Source organism: Rhodopirellula sp. UH5, assembly GCF_056839225.1.
Genome location: NZ_CM166390.1, coordinates 7326785 through 7343325 on the forward strand (window position 1 = coordinate 7326785; position 16541 = coordinate 7343325).

Here is a 16541-nt window from a genome sequence, read left to right on the forward strand (position 1 = left end):
TCGGGCGACGCAAAATGTTTCGCTTCTGTTTCCAATTTGCATTCAAATTGCTTGGTGTTCCCTGTCACTGCAACGGCTGTTCGAAGAGTTTTCATGAACGAAAACGCCTAGTGATCCCCTGACGACACTGACTCCGCAGAACGGTAAGATTCGGCGCCATCGCCCAACGTCTTTTTTTTGCGTTTCGACGCATCGGTCCGATGGGGATCGTTCTGAACGGAAGCGGCGGTTGACCGCTTCTGTCAATTTGGGTGCTTTGTCTCTTCTTGTATGGGTTGTCGAATTTTCATGAATGTCACGCAATTTTTGGAAACGCATTTTCGCCACTTCAATGCCCGGGAATTGTTGGCCTCGGCAAAGGCCTATGGGGACTTTGTTGACGGCGGGGGCAAGATGATGGTGACACTGGCCGGCGCCATGAGCACGGGAGAATTGGGGCTGTCGCTGGCCGAAATGATCCGCAAGGGAAAGGTCCACGCCGTAACATGCACGGCGGCGAACTTGGAAGAAGATATCTTCAACTTGGTCGCTCACGACGAATACGAAATCGTTGCCAACTGGCGAGCTCTTTCGGCGGAAGACGAAGTCAAACTTCGCGATCGTGGGTTCAACCGTGTCACTGACACTTGCATTCCCGAAACCGTGATGCGGCACCTAGAGGATCGCTTGGTGCCCATGTGGCAAAAGGCGGCGGTTGAAAATGCCGCTCGCATGCCTGCCGAGTTCATGTTCGATCTTTTGGATGACGAAGGGCTGGTTCAGCACTACCAGGTGCCTCGGGAAGACAGCTGGGTCGCGGCGGCAAAGGATGCGGGCATTCCGATTTTCACGCCCGGGTTTGAGGACTCCACGCTGGGGAACATTTACACCTCGCACGTCATCGACGGCAGCGTTTCCGGGCACGGGGCGTATGCGACGGGCACAAAGCAAATGCAGCAACTGGCGGAGTGGTACCAAGCCACGATGCAGGACCCCATCGGCTTCTTCCAAATCGGCGGCGGGATCGCGGGCGACTTCCCGATCTGTGTCGTCCCGATGTTGATTCAAGACCTCAAACGAGACATTCCGTTGTGGGGGTATTTCTGCCAGATCAGCGATGCAACGACCAGCTACGGCGGTTACAGCGGCGCTGTGCCGAACGAAAAGATCACGTGGTACAAAATCGATGCCGACTCGCCGAAGTTCATGATCCAAAGCGACGCGACGATTTGTGCGCCACTCGTGTTTGCTCACGTGCTCGGTTGGTGAGACTGAGAAGCACACATCCCTCCCAGGGCGTTCAGTCGCCGTTTTGAATCTGTTCGACCAGCGACTGACGTTCCTGCATGTAGCGTTGTCGCTTGGCGTGGTATTCGTTGGTCTTGGAGAACGAACGGAACAGCCCCACGACAGCCATGACCAAGAAGACCATCCCGAACAAGGCCATGGGGGCGAACATTCTCGCCGCCATGCCGGTCCAGACCAACGCAAAGACGAACACAAAACCGAAGCCGAAGATGGAAACAACTGGGTTGGGTGGCTGGGTGATCTGACGCCCGTGTTTGTTGGTGCCCAGCGTTTGCAAACGCCACCGCTCCCACTGTTCATCAAGGCGATCCAGTGCAGCGTTGTGTTTGATCAACGCAACATCTTTGACGAGTGCACTGGTCGTTTCTTTCAGGTCCTCGATCAACTCGGTGGAGTACGACGAGCCAGTGTGATGAATCGCCAGGCTGGCGTGGCAATAGCCGCAGGTCACGAACTTGGCCTTGGGCTTCACGTCGATCGGCGCACCGCAGTGATCGCAGCGAAGGGAGATCAATCTCGCGATCACGGCTTTCAAAATCCTTTTGGAGCCTTCGAACCAGACATCCTTTGCTGCGAACTCATGTCATTCGCCAACTGGAAGTGGATCGAGAAGAAAATGGGAACAGAACGAACTGCATTCGAATGGAGGTGACCCTGATCACTTCGCGGCCGGGATGGCCGACCGCGGAGCAATCGAGGATCGTGCGTGGCAAGTCTCAACGAATGGCGTGTGGCGGTTCGCTGGAAAGCAATTGCAGTGCTTCCAGTGTTCTCGCGATTTGTGCGTCGTTGAGAGTGAAGTACTGGTCGCGGCCGTTGGCGTCCTCGGCGAACGTTGTCAAACCATCGTCGGCAACGGTGACCTTTCCAACGGAAGTCAAACCGAAGTAGTCACGATCGGGACGGACCAGTTGCAGAACGCAAGTCAGGTCCCAAGTCGGACGATCGTGAGGCGGTGGGTTGTAGGCGATGTAGGCTTCAGCCAAAGGATGGTGCTCGACGTAGCCGTAGTCTTGCTCAATGCTTTCATGAGGGTAACGAAGCGCGATTCCGATCTCGTAGCCACTCCATAGAATCGGTGTTGGCCATTCTTTGGCGAGCTTTTGTGCAGCCGGAATGTCTTTGATGACGTTGTATTCTTTGTGGTCGTAGGGCTGACCTTTGTTGTTCTTGATCTGTTCGAACGCACCCGCCATCACACTGAGACGCTGCACTTTCTTCTTGACGAGCTCTTTGCCGGGCAGTGGGCTGAGATCGTCCGCGGGGGAATCGAGCAGGTTGGCTAAGTTGGTTGAGAATCCAACTTGCGCGATCACGACGCTGTGGTCTTCCGCTTGGGCGAGCACCCGACGTAAAACCTCGACCGCATCGGGAGCGTCTTTGCCGCTTCGCAAGTCATGCGGGTAACGGTCTTTTCCGTCATCCTTGATCGCAGCCAGTCCGTTGAAACGTCCTTCGCTGTTGGTGACGTCACTGCGGCACACACCAATCGGAATGTCACCGCGTCCATAAAACGTGTTGACCACGTCTGCGAAAGGGGCAGCCAGTTCATGGTCTTTGGTGAGCGTCACGGCCAGCAATTCGCACTCGCCACGCGACTGCAAGGAATGGATGACGCCCATGGCCAACGCGTCGTCGACGTCGTTTCCAAGGTCCGTGTCAAAGATCAATTGAACCGGTTGGTCGGCGTGAACGGGGGAGACGGAACCGAGGGTTCCGAAGCAGACTGTGATCGCGAGCAGCAGCGATCCAAACATTTTTTGGGACATAAAGAAAGTGAAGGCGGGAATGGGGAGGGAGATGGGGGGCTAACGGCGGCGAAGTCATCCTTCGTCGACACCCCATCTTAACTGAATTCAATCCGCTCGACACTCATTGCGTGCGACGCTGTTTTCAGGCTGGTTTGGGAAGACGCTCTCAACCGCTCGACGGGAGCAACGTCCAAAAGGCCCAGCCCACAAGAACGCCGCGGATCGACCAGCCGACGGTTCGAATCCAATTGGTTGTCACCAGTGTCGTGTAAACGTCCGCCTGGAACCCGGATGCCAACTTGCCGTGCGCCGGGACTTGCAGTGCCGCGGTGCTGGCCCAGATCAGGACAACCAACCCCAATCCCACCGCAGCCCAAGTCATCGAAAGATTACCGGGCCGCGAGAACAGCAACCAGACCGCCGTGGCGATTTCAATCAGCATCGGGATCGCAACGACCGGCGTGATCAGTCTCGCGTGGTCGGTCGCGTACCGGGCAAAGACATCCTCGCCAACACGATCGAACATCTTGTAGTGAACGAGCTGGACCATCCAGATCAGCCCGACCATGTACCAGGTCGACAGAGCGTTCAAAAGAAACAGCAGGTTGGCGTTCATGAGGCGACGGGTTCCGACGGTTTGCCTTCTTTTCCGAGCAGTGACCGCAAGCAATCCTTCAAATCGGGATAGCGAAATGCGTAACCGGATTGCTGCAAACGTTCTGGGACGGCACGCGAACTGGCCAGCAGCAACACCTCCGCCATCTCGCCGAGCGCCAACCGGAGAGCGAACTTGGGTGCCGGGAAGATTGCCGGCCGATTCAAAACTTCGCCCAAGGTCTTGGCGAATTCGTGATTTCGGATCGGGTCCGGCGCCACAAAGTTGACTGGACCTGAGATCTCGTCGTGGTGGATGCAGTGGACGATCGCGCCCAGCACATCGTCCAGTGCGATCCAGGACCACCACTGGTTTCCACTGCCCAGTTTGCCACCCATCAGTTTGGCCGGCAGCAGCATTTGCTGAAGGGCGCCGCCCTGAGGAGAAAGCACCATTCCGAACCGCGTGTTGACCACTCGGATTCCTGCTTCGCGAGCCGGTTGGCAAGCGTCTTCCCACTGACCAGCCACGTCGGACAGAAAGTCGTCTCCGCAGGAGGAGTTCTCGGTCAAAATTTCTTCGCCGCGGTCGCCGTAGAATCCCGTTGCCGAGGCACAGATCAGAACAGCGGGCTTCTGTTTCAGCTGGGCAAGCCCTTCGCAGAGAGCACGTGTCTTCTCGACGCGGCTGTCACGGATTTGTTGTTTGACCTCGGGAGTCCAGCGCTTTCCAGCGACGGACTTGCCAGCCAGATGAACGACCACATCGACCGATTCAAACTTTTCCATTTCGGACGGGCTGCCCCAGGCGGCGATCGCGTCGGGCATGCCATGTTCATCAACTGTGCCGTGCTCGTCCCGGGTGATCGTGACGACTTTGTGGCCTAGCAAACTCAGCAGTGTGCACAGGCCACCGCCCACCAAGCCGCTGGCTCCGGAGACCGCAATCGTTTTTGGACTCATGGGGTAATCGACCAACATCTGCAAATCATCCTGAGTGACTCGGTGGCGGTACGCGAACATCGCTTCGATGGTCCGGCGGGCCTTGCCGCTTCCGAGCAATTTGCCCGCCATTCCCGCAGGCAGTTTGTACTCGATCGCGTCGGTCAGCTGGGAACGGTTGGGTGCCAAAGATTCAAATCGATGCTGATGGCACCACCGCGAAAAAGGACCAGTGTCCTGGACGTCGGCGAAGCCATGGGGAGGATTGCACCACACGTGCCGGGCTCGCCAGCGCACCGGGATCCCGGCGATTTTGGTTTTCAAGATCACGCGACTGCCGGGAGCCAGGGATTGATCCGAGTATTCGAGTTGGACGTGTTCCCACGGCGGCGTGAGTCGGTTCAAACAACCGGGGCGTTCGTGATACGCAAATGCCTCGTCGATGCTGACGGGCAGGTCAACTCGCGCGACGTAGTGCTGCGTTCCCGGTTGGGGTTGGCACTCGGCGGGAAGTCCATCTGAGCGGCCTTGCTCGGCAACGCTGGGCGGCTGAACCGCTGATTGCGAAGGGGGACCGGATTGGTCGTCGTCGCGGTTGGTTGGAGAAAGCACGCTCAATCAGGCTTCCAATTCCGCCAGTTGAGCGTCGCCGGCCATCGCTCGTAACTTGTCCATCGCGCGTCGTTCCAACTGGCGGACGCGTTCCTTGGAAACACCCAGCCGATCCGCCAACGATTGCAGCGTGTGAACTTTCCGGTGAGGTCCGAGAGAGAAGCGGGCGCGAATGATGAATTTTTCTCGACGGTCCAAGTCGCCCATCATCACGCTCAAGCGGCTTCGCAATTCGTGCCAGCGTTTTTCGCTGATCGCCGAAGAATGTTCTTCCTCTTTCAGATCGATGTCCATGTCTTGCAGTCCCCCTTGGACCCTTTGACGTTCCTGCTGATTCAACACAACGGTTCGATAGGAGTTTCGACGAACAACTTGGGTCGCGTAGGTGCTGAACCGGAACCCGCGATCGAAGTCGAACTTTTCGACAGCACGGATCAACGCCACAATTCCGTCGCTGAGCAAATCGTCAAACGTGTTGTTGGGATTGACGAACTTCTTGACGATCGAAAACACCAACCGCAAGTTGGCTTCGACAATCCGGTCGCGATGCCAGTCGGCCAAGGCGACCAGCAAATCAATCAGTTCCAAGCGATGCCGAGAGGGACGCTCTGGGTTGAGAACGCTGCGATGAATCGCGGCCTGTTGCAGCAGGAAGTTCATTCGCTCGAACAGCATCTTTTCTTGTTCAGGCTTCAGCAACGGCGCCTCGCAAAGTCGACCCAGGTGAATCGGAAGATCCACCCCGCTTCGACGGATCGTCGCGATCCCCAACGCCGTTTCACGTGGTGCCAGCCCCAGTTCCGAAGAGAAAATCCGCTTGCCTTCGCGAGCCATGGTGAAACGTTCATTCGAGATGAAGTCGATTTCTTCTCGCAAGCGACGTTTCGTGAGGCGTTGGAGTGTCTTGGTGTCCGCTTCGGAATGATCGGACAACAGAGGCTGAACCTCCATCACTGCCAGTGACAACTCAGGACTCTGGAGCCAAGCAGGGCGACGGGCGGGGACGGACGATGCGGTGAGGGTGGACATTTTTCGACCTTCTCGAATGGCTGGGCTGGGTGGCAGGTAGCTAAATCGTGGGGTCAGTCAGAAGGTGCTGACGGCGGACGCTGCCAGGCGGCAGTTTCGAGCCAACTTCCTCTTCCAACCCAATGGACATTGAGTCGCCTGTTCCGCAATTGATGTGCCGAACAGAAACTCTCAGTGAACGTTTTGGTTTGCGAAAACGTGCACTTCGTCCATTGGTATAGCGGTGCGTGAAACAAGACGCAAGCGAATTCGCTCCGATTTTGCAAACAGAACCAGCGAGCGGATCCGGAACTGCGGTCTCAGGTGAACGTTTTTCGCTCCAAATTGGTCGATTGGGTGGTTCGAAATCGTTCACAATTGCCAATCGTTTACACTGGAAACGTTCCTCGGCGGAATTAGAAACGTTCAATGCATGACATGAAACGTTCAGGCCGCTCCCCTCCTCTCGCCCCAGACGTTTCCGTGGCAGCTCGTCAGCCCCAGTTTTCTCCGAAGCAGATTGCCGCTGCGATGGAAGTCAGCGAGTCATCGGTCAAACGTTGGTGCGACAAAGGCACGATTCCCGTGATCAAGACAGCGGGCGGCCACCGAAGAATCACCTTGGATGCGTTGCAAGCGTTTGTGCATGCCAACGATCGGTGCTTGCTTCGTCCTGACGTCTTGGGGCTGCCTCAGTTGGCGCCCAGTCGCACGACGCGAATTGAGGGCATTGGCGATCCGCTGAACCAACAATTTCGGGACGCCCTGGCGGCTGGTGAGGAGGTCACCTGTCGTGAGCTGTTGTCGAAGAAGGTGGCGTCCGGGGCCACGCGCAGTGAAGCTGCCGAGTCGTTGATCACCGACGCGATGCACGGGTTTGGCGAGGCTTGGGATTGCAATGCTTTGGACGTCTATCAAGAACGTCGCGGGTGCGAAATTGCGATGCGTCTGATACACGAGCTGCGGGCGGAGATCCCCGCTCCGTCTGCCACTGCACCCGTTGCGATTGGAGGGGCGCCCGAAGGTGACCCCTATCAATTGCCCACCATGTTGGTGGAGCTGGCATTGCGAGAAGTCGGTTGGAACGCGACGAGTCTGGGCAATGACCTGCCGATGGAGAGCTTTGTTCAAGCGGCTCACGACTATGACCCACAAATGGTGTGGATGAGCATCTCATCGGTCAGCGAACCAGGCATGTTTGTCGCCGCTCAAAACCAATTGGCTGAGTCACTCGGAGAGGACGTGCCGCTGTTGATTGGTGGTCGAGCCTTGAGCGATAAGTTGCGACCGCGTCTGCGTTACACGGCTCACTGTGATTCGCTTCGCCACTTGGTTGAATTAGCGGCGCTGATGCGACTGAATCGCGGGGCGTGATCCCGCTGCGTGAGCCACGGAAGTTCGCGTGACGGGGACTGGCGAATGGCCAACGCAGGGTCTTTCGACACTGCGTTGGTTGGACAACAGGTGTTCGCTGTTGGGCAGATCACTCGGAGGACCGAGCGATGGTGTCGCCGTCGGTTCAACGAATGGTGACCGAGGACCCTTCGGACAAGATGCCAAAGACGTCTCGCGAATAGTTGCCTGCGACGCTGATGCAGCCCTGGTCGGTGGGAGCGTTTGCGTCAGGGCTTCCGTGGATACTCAAGCCCGATCCCAAGTCGATCCACATCGACCCGTAGGGGTTGCGTGGGTTACCGGGTGGGACGGGAGTTCCGGACATATCGTAGTAGGTCTTGGCCGACTGCTTTTCCTGGATGGTGTACGCCCCTGGTTTGGGAGCGGGGTCACTTCCAACGGCGATCTTGAAGCGACCGGCGTACAGGTCGCCGACGAACATTGTCAGTTCTTGGTGTTTCAGATCGATGTCGCCACGAAACGGGCCACGCACCACTTTCAAATCGGTGCCGGGCAGGATGGTGACGGGATCGTCCACACCGTTGATGTTCGCCAGCAATTGCCAAGGCACTTCGTATTGGTCAGCGATGTCCATCAACGTTTCGTTGGGGGCGACGCGGTGCGGTTCCGCCAACAAGTGTTCGCCTGAGTAGATCACTTCGGCGGCCAAAGGATCGAGCCGACTGAGCAATTCATCGCGTTGTTCGCTGGTCAGGCTGGGAGTCTCGTAAAACAGGCTCAGTGTCGCCAAGGCTTCGCGGCGACGATCCGAGTGATACTGGCGGTCAGCCGTCGCGATTGCGTTGCTCAAGCCTGCCGCTGCAATTTGATCGGACTCAGCCGCGGCATTTTCGCCGCTCGGGCGTCCCGATGAATTGACGGATGCCACGGCAGCATTGGGATCGGGGGCAGAGTACTGCGTCCCGGTCGAGGTGTATTCTTGATTTGGGTTGAGTTGAATCGGTGTGCTCGAACCGGGAGTCACCTCGGGCAATCGGCTGGCTTGCAGGTCGACAGCGGGGGAATCCAAATCGGACATGGAGAACGATTCGGATTCTGCACCAAGGTTTCCGGTGGCCGAGGAAGGCACGTCGGCGAAGCTGCGATTGATCGAATCCATCGGCATGCTGTCCGCCGTTGCATTCAGCTCATTTGGGTCGGGAACCGCGAAGTTTTCAGGGGAATTCAGACCATTGGCGGATTCATTGAGCGCCAGATCGAGGTCGTCAAACCCTCCGCTGGCAACGTTCGTGTCGACCGAACCCTCGTCGATTCCGAATTCCGCGAGCGGATCGAGACTGCCCAAGGCTTCTGGAATCCCGTCGCTGATGTCAAACGTGTTTGCATCAACGATCAGGTCCCGCGCCACTTCAGGCGGCAGCGCATCGGGTGGAGTCGTCATGGAAATCCAGGCCCCGTAAAGGACCGTCGTCATGAGTACAACGATAGCGGCTGTTTTCAAAGTCTGCACGGCTGTTTCTCCCCTGCCGGGTACGTGCTCACAAGTCGGATTTTGTATGGGCAGCCTCTTCCATAGTGAAATCAACGACGCCACGACCAGCCCAATCTGTGGAGCGTCTGAATTGCGAACGGATCTGGAGCAGGTTCTGGTACTGCGCCGCATCATCGATGGCGGCCCCGTCTTGACGTCCGATTCAGTGAGCTTGGCGGGTCAGTCGAACCCGTTGCCCGCCTCATAAAGTTCTTTGACCTGCTCGGCGGAGAGGGCCCCGGCGAAAAGGGCCAGTTCATCGAGTCGGCCTCGGAGTTCTCGGTTGTAGTGGACCGCTTCGACGCGAAGGGATGACTCCGCCGCGTTGGCTTCTTCCTCGGTGGCCATCTCCGCGGGGGCCTCGAGCGTCGATCCGAAGGCACCGATGGTGCACGGGCCAAAGACAATCGACGTTGCGTTTTCCCATTGTTTTTGCTGAGCGAATTCGCCATCGATGTAGTAGGTGGCCTCTCGCTTTTGAGCGTCGATGGAGGCCACCAGATGCGTCCATCTTCCCAAGGGAACTTTCTTTTGCGCCGAGTGAATCGTGTAGGCTCGAGACACGCCGACGCTCATGCCACCGTTCCGTTGGATGTTCCAGTGATGCTCACCGGGTTGCCAGTCTCGTGTGTTGAAGAACGCCTGCAAGGCTTGGTCGAAACGATTGACCTGAATCCATCCCGAGATCGTGAGTGCATCAAAGGTCCCGGGTAGATCCAGCTCCACTCGATCACCGGCACGTTCCAGCAAGAGGGCTCCTTTGTTCGGCCAGCGGCCTGTCGCCCAGATACAGCCTTGAATTTGGCCATCGATGGCCAAGCCAGATTGGCTTCGATCGCGAAGCGTGGTGGGAGCGTCCGGATCCGGCTCAAAGTCGAAATACAACAGCGTGGAGGGATCTTCACGTCTTGCCGTGCTGTCGGCGAGCCAACGTTGGTATCCAATTTTGCTGCGTGTTGTAAACGCGACATCATCCGTCGCCGAAAGATGCTTGGTGCCCATCGAGGTCAAGTGCACGGCGGTGTCTTCCTGGATCCGTCGCGAGGGAAGGTTGGCCGTGTGCACGTTGACTTCACCGGCAAAAACGTGCAGCTCCACGTCTTGTTCTTCGCTGACGTAGACGCCGAATTCGGTGCCCAGGTCTTCGACATCGGCGGTGGGTGTCTGAATCACAAAGCCGTGGCCGGTCTCGGGAACGATCGCCCGTGCTCGCCCAGCGTCCATCTTCATCCGCAGCGAATTGACAACGGTGAACCGCGCCGGCGCCTCAATCGACACATCCACTCCACTGTCAAAGCGAAGCGTGATGGAACCATCCGTGAGTTCGTAATCCCCTCTTTCAAAGGAATTGTTTTGTGGGGCCAAACCGTCGTTGAACCGATGGTTGTAGCCCGTCACCAACCATGCCACCTCCGATGAATTTCGTGTCGTTGCCTCGTCGCCAACGGACTGCGGTGCCGTTGGCTGAGCCGAATTCGATTGAGCAATGGTGGGCTGGGGCGTTGGTTTCAGAATCCCTGAGTACAGCACGCCAGCCACAGCAATCAAACTCGCCGCAACAGTGACCGGCAGCCACCGCACATCGATGCGTTGATGGGAAGCGGTGGCGAGTGGCTCCCGTGCCAGCGAATTCGGTTCACTTTGAAGCAGCGGGCGCGAACCTTCATCGTCACCGATGTCTTCGTTCCAGCAGTGTCGCAGCTGCGCATCAATTTCAGCGGCGCGGCGAAAACGGTCCCGGTAGCTTCGCTGTGCCTCCAGTGCCAACCGGAGTTCGGCTTGCTCGGTTTCGTTCAATTCCTCGAGAAAGTACTTCTCGATCAAGTCATGGATCGGTTGTTTGTTCATGAGAAGAGAGTTCAGATGGGGAGATCGAGTTCGGCCGATGAAAGTCGCTGCACCACACAGTCGTGCAACTTCACTCGCAGACGTCCGATCCGCTTGTACAAACTATTGGCGGAATGACTGCCCGTTTCTGCCAATGCCAGCACGCCGCCTCGCGAGGTGTGGGGGGCAAGCAAGAGCTTTTGATGGTCTTCGCTGAACGACTGCAGACAATGCTGGATGGCGGATTGTTGTGCGTGCCGCATCTCCGCGTCGTCCTCCGCGGATTCATCCATCAGTTTGGAGATCAACTCTTCGTTGAGCACCCACTTCTGGCGAGCATGCAAGCGACGGGCTTTCAAAATTTCAAAACGCAGAATGACTTTGGACCAAGGCAGGAACTCGTCGTCCGATTCCAGTTGATGAATTTTTCGCCACATCACCAGGCTGGCTTCCTGCAGCACGTCGTCGACCGCGTTCCAATCGGGCAAAAACGCACGAGCGATGCTGGCGAGTTCTCGCTCGTGTTTGAGGAACAGTGATAGAAATCGACCTTCGTCTATCATCGATGTGGTTCAAGTTAAGGGGGGAATTGGGGGATTCACCGAGCTTACGCATGGGCCGCCTCGCCACCAACAAACTCCCGCTGCTCAATGAACTTGCCGGTCGAAATCGGAAAAAAACGAAGAAAACGCAGGCAGGTTCGGTCGGGAGCGGGAGTATGCAGGACAACGACCGAACAAAATGGTGTTTTTCAGGGACGCATGCGTCTCGTCGCGAGGTTTTTATGCTGAATTTCCGTTTCGATTCCTTTCGATCATTCTACGTGGCTGGCGTCGCAATCGCTGGACTGGCGTCCTGGAACACGTTGCCGTTGAAGGCCGATGAGATCGAGTTGGTGGATTTCAGCAGCCAGGTCAGACCAATCCTTTCCGATCGCTGCTTTCACTGTCACGGTCCCGACGCGAACAATCAAGATTCCGAGTTCCGATTGGATAGCCAAGAGAACTTGGTCGCTGATTTGGGTGGCTATGCAGGCGTTGTGCCCGGCGATCTGGAAGCCAGCGAACTGATCGCCCGCATTCGCAGCGAGGACGAATCGGACATGATGCCGCCACCGGACAGCAACCGGTCGCTCAGCGATGAAGAAAAACGAATCCTGGAACAATGGGTCGCTCAAGGCGCCCCCTACGAGGGGCACTGGGCGTTCGAACCACCAACCCGACCAGCAGTGCCCACCGAAGTCGTGGCCGAGTCGGGATGGCCCCAGGAAGTGATTGACCGCTGGTCGAAGAACCCGATCGATGCCTTCGTTGCTGAAAAGCTGCTCTCGAATCAACTCACGCCTTCTCCAGACGCGGATCCCGCCACCCGCCTCCGACGCGTTTCGCTGACTTTGACGGGGCAGCTACCAAGCCCTGAACTGCAAGACAGATACTTGGCCGACCCAAGCGAACAAGCCTTCGAAGAGGCAGTCAATGAACTGATGTTGACTTGGGACTATGCCGAGCGCCAAGCATTGCTGTGGATGGACGCCGCTCGTTATGCCGACACCGACGGCTATCAGAACGATCCCGAACGCAGCAACTGGCCCTGGCGTGACTGGGTGATTCAGGCGTTCCACAACAACGTGCCGTTCGATCAGTTCACGGTCGAACAACTCGCCGGCGACATGCTCCCCAACGCAACCGACGAGCAGCGACTCGCCACCGCGTTCAATCGCAACCACCGCCAAAACAGCGAAGGCGGCGCACTGGCAGAAGAGTTCTTGGTCGAGAACGTGATCGATCGTGTGGAAACAACCGGAACCGTTTGGCTCGGTCTGACTCTCGGGTGCACGCGTTGCCACGACCACAAATACGATCCCATCTCGCAACGCGAGTTCTACCAGTTCTACGGTTACTTCAATAACATCGGCGAGCGTGGGATCGGCAAAGGCGTGAGTGCTAACCCCACGATGAAGTTCGCTTCGCCCCTGGCGACAGCCCCCCCGCAAGAGCTCGCGGCGGTGGAGCGGGCCGAGCAAGCGATCCAGGATGCCGAGGCCGGGATTCGTCAACGGATGGACCAATGGGCAGCCGAAACCCAGCGACTGTTGCAAACATCCCTCAGCGTGCGATGGCAGCACGTCACCCTCGAAGAGATGCAACTGACCGGTGAAGGGAAACTGGAAAAAGAATCCGAACACACGGTTTTCTTCCAACCCACCGAAGCAAAAAACGCCAAGAACGTTGCCTATGAATTCGTGATCTCAGGCGACCTTTCCGGCACAAGCATGTTCAAGGTGACCGCTTTGCCTGACAAGCGTTTCGGTGCACCTCGCAAGTTGGCACCGAGCGTGAACGGCAACTTTGTGTTGACCGATTTTGAGATCCACGTCGGCGACCAAACCCAAGCGGTGCAATCCGTTTCAGCTTCCTTCGAACAGGACAATTACCCTGCGTCGAACGCAATCGATGAGGATCCCAAATCAGGTTGGGCTGTCTTTGAACCGAACGCCGAAGAGCAGCCGGTTGACATCACCTTCCTATTGCAGGAACCGATTCCAGCCGATGCCGGACAACCCACCAAGCTCACGCTTCGATTCGACAGCTCGTTCGCGAATCACGTCATCGGCAAACTCCAAATCGAACGTTCCACGTCGGCGACGGATTTGCCCAAGCGGGTGACTGGGCTGAATCAAAAGCTGAAGGACATCCTGCTGAAGCCCACTGGAGATCGGACGAAAGCGGATCGCAAACAATTGCTGGCCCACTACCGCAAAATTGACCCACCACTGAAGGCCGCCCAACAACAATTCTCCGCCGCCGATGACGCGCTGTTACAGAAAACGGGCCCCCGTGTTCCGGTGATGGTGATGAAAGAACGGGAGTCGGATCCGCAACCGGCCTACCTTTTGGACCGAGGCCAATACGATCAACCGGTCAAAGACGATCCGTTGCCGCGAGGCGTTCCCTCGGCCCTGCTGCCTTCCTTGGATGCACGCCAACCGCGGGATCGTTTGGAACTGGCACGCTGGATGGTCTCTCGTGAAAACCCACTGACCGCTCGAGTCACCGTCAACCGGATTTGGCAAAGTCACTTTGGGGCCGGCATCGTCAAAACCGCCGAAGACTTTGGTCTGCAAAGCGAGATGCCCAGCCATCGCGAATTGCTCGATTGGTTGGCCGTGGAGTTCATCGAATCCGGCTGGGATGTCCAAGCGATGCATCGTTTGATCGTGACCAGTGCCGCCTTCAATCAATCGTCCAAACGGAATCACGGGCTCAACGACCCGGACCCTGGAAATCGACTGATCAGCCGCGGGCCGCGCTATCGTGCCGATGGGTTCGTGATCCGCGACCTTGCCTTGCAAGTGGCGGGAATTGCCAGCGACCAAGTCGGCGGGGCGTCCGTGAAGCCCTATCAACCGAGTGGGTTGTGGGAAAGCGTGGCTGCCAATGCCGGCACGCGATACAAACCCGATCAGGGCGACAGCCTGTATCGCAAAAGCATGTACACGTACTGGAAACGAGCCGTCAATCCGCCGCGTCAAACCATCTTCGACGCCAGTGGTCGCGAGGTTTGCAACGTCCGCGTTCGACGCACCAATACGCCGCTTCAGGCTCTGGTGTTGATGAATGACCCGACGTTTGTGGAAGCCGCCCGCAACCTGGCTCAACGTGCCTTGCAACTCGATGCCACCGACGAAGAACGACTCTCGCAACTCGCTTTCTGGGCGATTGCCAAACGGCCTTCATCAACGACCTTGAAAGTGATGTCACGCAGTTTGTCTTACTTCCGAGATCACTACCACGCTGCCCCGGAAGCCGCCGAGAAACTGCTGGCCGTTGGGGAATCGAACCCCGACAACCAACTCGATGCGACGGAGTTGGCGGCGATGACTGCCGTTGCTCACCTGATCTTGAACACCGACGAATTCATCACCGTTGAATAGAGAACATGCCATGAAACCCAATGACATCACTGACGAGCATCGCATGATGCTGACTCGCCGTCATTTCTTTGGCCGGTCGGCATCGGGAGTCGGGATGGCCGCGCTGGCGTCCATGATGGGACGCTCGGCGACGGCGGAAACCAACGCGCCCGCGGCAAGCAACGTTCCGCAGCCGGACTTCCCCGAGCCCAACGGGGTGATGAAGGAATACCACACGCCGCCCAAAGCCAAACGAGTCATCTACTTGTTCCAAAGCGGGGCTCCGTCCCAGCAAGAACTGTTCGACTACAAACCCGCCTTGCAGCAACACGAAGGCAAGGAGCTGGCTGATTTCGTCGACATGAATCAGCGAGTGACGGGGATGACCGCCGGACAAAAATCGTTTCCGATGGCCGGTTCGCGGTACAAATTCGCCAAGCACGGGGAAGCGGGTTTGGAACTTGGCAGCGAGCTGATTCCAGAGATTTCAACGCTGGCCGACGACATGTGCTTGATTCGCTCCATGCACACCGAGGCGATCAACCACGACCCCGCGATGACCTTCTTCCAAAGCGGGAACCAGTTGCCCGGCCGACCCAGCGTGGGGTCTTGGCTGCACTATGGATTGGGCGCGATCAATGAGAATCTGCCCACCTTCATTTCCATGGTGTCGCGTGGCACGGGGCGTCCCAACTGCCAACCGCTCTACGATCGACTGTGGGGAAGTGGGTTCCTGCCGTCCACTTACGCCGGCGTCAAACTGATGAGCGTTGGGGATCCGGTGCTGTACCTGAGTAACCCAGACGGCTTTGATGCCAAGGCCCGGCGCCGCATGCTCGACGACCTGCAGCAACTCAACCAAGAGAAACTGGATGAGTTCGGTGATCCCGAGATCCATTCGCGAATCCAGCAATACGAACTGGCCTACCGAATGCAGACATCCGTGCCTGAACTGATCGATTTTTCTGACGAGCCCCAGCATGTTCTGGATGCTTACGGTCCCGATGTGACGAAGCGTGGGACGTACGCCTACAACTGCTTGCTGGCACGCCGTTTGGCAGAACGCGACGTGCGATTCATCCAGCTCTTCCACATGGGATGGGATCAACACTTCACGCTGCCGAAGCAATTGCCTGGCCAGTGTCGCGACGTCGATCAAGCGACAACGGCGTTGGTGAACGACTTGAAGCAACGCGGTCTCTTGGAAGACACACTGGTCGTATGGGGAGGCGAGTTCGGGCGAACGTCTTACTGCCAAGGCACGTTGAACGCAGAGACCTACGGTCGCGATCACCATCCACGTTGCTTCTCGTTGTGGATGGCGGGTGCCGGTGTCAAACCAGGGATGGCGTACGGAGCGACCGACGAGGTGTGTTACAACATCACAGAGAACCCGGTCCATGTGCATGATTTGCATGCCACGATGCTGCATCTGCTGGGCATCGATCATGAGCGTCTCACCTACCGCTTCCAAGGTCGCTATTTCAGGCTGACCGATGTCCACGGCAACGTCATCCGAGACATCCTGACTTAGTCAATCGTTTTGGGGTCAGGCAGGTCACGCCACGTCAACGACGTCGGCTCCGTCCGGGGCGGCGCTGGGATCTCCGCGAACGTTCTCGGGGCTTCCGCCCCGAGCTAACGATGCCGGCCCCGTCCGGGGCGAATGTGGATGGCTCCGGAGGAGTCTGCGTTGGTAATTCGGGGCGGAGGCTCCGAG

Annotated in this window: 12 protein-coding genes; 4 read left to right on the forward strand and 8 right to left on the reverse strand. The window is 57.6% G+C overall.

The window, feature by feature from the left end; genetic code table 11:
- Positions 1-288 precede the first annotated feature (288 nt).
- Positions 289-1248 (forward strand): deoxyhypusine synthase family protein, encoded by a 960-nt coding sequence (locus UH5x_RS26265; RefSeq protein ID WP_047817597.1) that lies wholly within the window; start codon positions 289-291, stop codon positions 1246-1248.
- A 31-nt stretch (positions 1249-1279) separates the two neighbouring features.
- On the opposite strand, the gene UH5x_RS26270 is transcribed toward UH5x_RS26265, so the two are convergent.
- The 5 genes from UH5x_RS26270 to UH5x_RS26290 all read right to left on the reverse strand — a co-directional run bounded on the left by UH5x_RS26270 (position 1280) and on the right by UH5x_RS26290 (position 6215).
- Entirely contained in the window at positions 1280-1759 is a 480-nt protein-coding gene (locus UH5x_RS26270; protein ID WP_047817596.1) for a hypothetical protein, read from the reverse strand.
- A 244-nt stretch (positions 1760-2003) separates the two neighbouring features.
- A complete protein-coding gene (locus UH5x_RS26275) occupies positions 2004-3056 on the reverse strand; it encodes a nucleoside hydrolase (protein ID WP_047817521.1) in 1053 nt (350 codons plus the stop codon).
- 148 nt (positions 3057-3204) lie between these two features.
- A complete protein-coding gene (locus UH5x_RS26280) occupies positions 3205-3654 on the reverse strand; it encodes a hypothetical protein (RefSeq protein WP_482634194.1) in 450 nt (149 codons plus the stop codon).
- Complete coding sequence (locus tag UH5x_RS26285; protein ID WP_482636081.1) at positions 3651-5030, reverse strand: TIGR01777 family oxidoreductase; 1380 nt, start codon at positions 5028-5030, stop codon at positions 3651-3653. The genes UH5x_RS26280 and UH5x_RS26285 overlap by 4 nt, the downstream gene beginning before the upstream one ends.
- A gap of 162 nt (positions 5031-5192) precedes the next feature.
- Positions 5193-6215: a sigma-70 family RNA polymerase sigma factor gene (locus tag UH5x_RS26290; RefSeq protein WP_482634195.1), complete on the reverse strand. Its 1023-nt coding sequence runs from the start codon at positions 6213-6215 to the stop codon at positions 5193-5195.
- Positions 6216-6677: 462 nt separating this feature from the next.
- On the opposite strand from UH5x_RS26290, the gene UH5x_RS26295 reads away from it, so the two are divergent.
- Positions 6678-7568, forward strand: coding sequence for a MerR family transcriptional regulator (locus tag UH5x_RS26295; RefSeq protein ID WP_047817594.1), 891 nt, complete (start codon positions 6678-6680; stop codon positions 7566-7568).
- Positions 7569-7713: 145 nt separating this feature from the next.
- Here the strand turns inward: UH5x_RS26295 and UH5x_RS26300 are convergent, their stop codons facing one another.
- From UH5x_RS26300 to UH5x_RS26310, 3 genes are all read right to left on the reverse strand, one after another.
- A complete protein-coding gene (locus UH5x_RS26300; RefSeq protein ID WP_482634196.1) occupies positions 7714-8991 on the reverse strand; it encodes a L,D-transpeptidase family protein in 1278 nt (425 codons plus the stop codon).
- A gap of 270 nt (positions 8992-9261) precedes the next feature.
- Positions 9262-10929, reverse strand: coding sequence for a LamG-like jellyroll fold domain-containing protein (locus UH5x_RS26305; protein ID WP_482634197.1), 1668 nt, complete (start codon positions 10927-10929; stop codon positions 9262-9264).
- An 11-nt stretch (positions 10930-10940) separates the two neighbouring features.
- Entirely contained in the window at positions 10941-11471 is a 531-nt protein-coding gene (locus UH5x_RS26310) for a sigma factor (RefSeq protein WP_047817515.1), read from the reverse strand.
- Between the two features lie 260 nt (positions 11472-11731).
- Between UH5x_RS26310 and UH5x_RS26315 the strand changes: the two genes are divergently transcribed.
- Together UH5x_RS26315 and UH5x_RS26320 are read left to right on the forward strand one after the other, a co-directional pair.
- Entirely contained in the window at positions 11732-14842 is a 3111-nt protein-coding gene (locus UH5x_RS26315; protein ID WP_482634198.1) for a PSD1 and planctomycete cytochrome C domain-containing protein, read from the forward strand.
- Positions 14843-14852: 10 nt separating this feature from the next.
- Positions 14853-16355 (forward strand): DUF1501 domain-containing protein, encoded by a 1503-nt coding sequence (locus tag UH5x_RS26320; RefSeq protein WP_482634199.1) that lies wholly within the window; start codon positions 14853-14855, stop codon positions 16353-16355.
- The last annotated feature ends 186 nt before the right edge of the window (positions 16356-16541 follow it).

Excerpts from the sequence above, each read along its gene's own strand:
- UH5x_RS26305 (WP_482634197.1), bottom strand. The coding sequence starts at position 10,929 with ATGAACAAACAACCGATCCATGACTTGATCGAGAAGTACTTTCTCGAG.
- UH5x_RS26320 (WP_482634199.1), top strand. The coding sequence starts at position 14,853 with ATGAAACCCAATGACATCACTGACGAGCATCGCATGATGCTGACTCGC.
- UH5x_RS26290 (WP_482634195.1), bottom strand. The coding sequence starts at position 6,215 with ATGTCCACCCTCACCGCATCGTCCGTCCCCGCCCGTCGCCCTGCTTGG.
- UH5x_RS26310 (WP_047817515.1), bottom strand. The coding sequence starts at position 11,471 with ATGATAGACGAAGGTCGATTTCTATCACTGTTCCTCAAACACGAGCGA.
- UH5x_RS26275 (WP_047817521.1), bottom strand. The coding sequence starts at position 3,056 with ATGTCCCAAAAAATGTTTGGATCGCTGCTGCTCGCGATCACAGTCTGC.
- UH5x_RS26300 (WP_482634196.1), bottom strand. The coding sequence starts at position 8,991 with ATGACGACTCCACCCGATGCGCTGCCGCCTGAAGTGGCGCGGGACCTG.
- UH5x_RS26280 (WP_482634194.1), bottom strand. The coding sequence starts at position 3,654 with ATGAACGCCAACCTGCTGTTTCTTTTGAACGCTCTGTCGACCTGGTAC.
- UH5x_RS26265 (WP_047817597.1), top strand. The coding sequence starts at position 289 with ATGAATGTCACGCAATTTTTGGAAACGCATTTTCGCCACTTCAATGCC.